Raw genomic sequence first — 1,129 nt, 5'->3', positions numbered from 1 at the left:
ATCAACCTCCGCACGGGAAAGCGATGGCGTAACGGCCGGAACCCCTCCGGCCGGCAGAAGGCGGCACCACCGGCCAGACCGGTGGTGCCGCCTTCTGGAGCGTCCCGGTACCTGCGCGAAGCCGACCGGATCTACATCGCTGACCGGCTCCTGGAGAAGGCGACAGTCCGCGCGATCGCCGCCGAACTGGGCCGCAGCCCCTCCACCGTCAGCCGGGAGATCCGCCGCAACCGGCATCCCGTCAACGGCCAGTACCGCCCCTTCGCCGCCCAGGCCCGCGCGGACGACCGCCGTCCCCGTCCCAAGCCCCGGAAGATCAGCCAGAACCCCGAACTGCGGGCCGCCGTCCAGGCAGGACTGGACGAGCGGTGGAGCCCGGAACAGATCTGTCACGCTCTGCGCAGACAGTTCCCCGACCGGCCGGAGATGCACGTGGTCCACGAAACCGTCTACCAGGCGCTCTACGTGCAAGGACGCGGAGCACTGCGCCGGGAGCTGGCCGGCGCTCTGCGCACCGGACGCGCCCGTCGCAAGCCCCACCGCCAGGCCGGCTGCCGACAGCCGCGCTTCACCGACCCCATGGTCATGATCAGCGACCGCCCGGCCGAAGCGAACGACCGAGCCGTGCCCGGCCACTGGGAAGGCGACCTCATCATCGGCAAGAACAGCGGCTCGGCGATCGGCACCCTCGTCGAACGCAGCACCCGCTACGTGATGCTCCTCCACCTGCCCGCCGACCACACCGCGGCCAGCGTCCGGGACGCCCTGACGGAGGCCGCACACAGGCTGCCCCCGCACCTCAAACGGTCCCTGACCTGGGACCAGGGCTCCGAAATGGCCGCCCACCACAGCTTCACCATCGCCACGGACGTCCCGGTCTACTTCTGCGACCCGGCAAGCCCCTGGCAGCGCGGCTCCAACGAAAACACCAACGGCCTGCTGCGGCAGTACTTCCCGAAGGGCACCGACCTGTCCGTCCACAGCCGCGAACACCTGGACGCCGTCGCCGCCCAGCTCAACGGCCGCCCACGCAAAACGCTCGGCTGGGAAACCCCAGCCGAGCGACTGCATAAACTGCTCGCCGTCTGACACAACCGATCATGTGTTGCGACGATCCCTAGAATCCGCC

1 protein-coding gene is annotated in these 1,129 nt (G+C 69.7%); it reads left to right on the top strand.

Annotated features, from left to right (window positions below; genetic code table 11):
- Window positions 1-81: 81 nt before the first annotated feature.
- Entirely contained in the window at window positions 82-1,089 is a 1,008-nt protein-coding gene (locus ACIBBH_RS42550) for an IS30 family transposase (protein ID WP_399414377.1), read from the top strand.
- Window positions 1,090-1,129 lie beyond the last annotated feature (40 nt).

Origin of the sequence: Streptomyces sp. NPDC051636, assembly GCF_044453765.1 — a bacterium.
Classification (GTDB): Bacteria; Actinomycetota; Actinomycetes; order Streptomycetales; family Streptomycetaceae; genus Streptomyces.
This window is presented reverse-complemented; position numbering and strand designations above follow the sequence as displayed.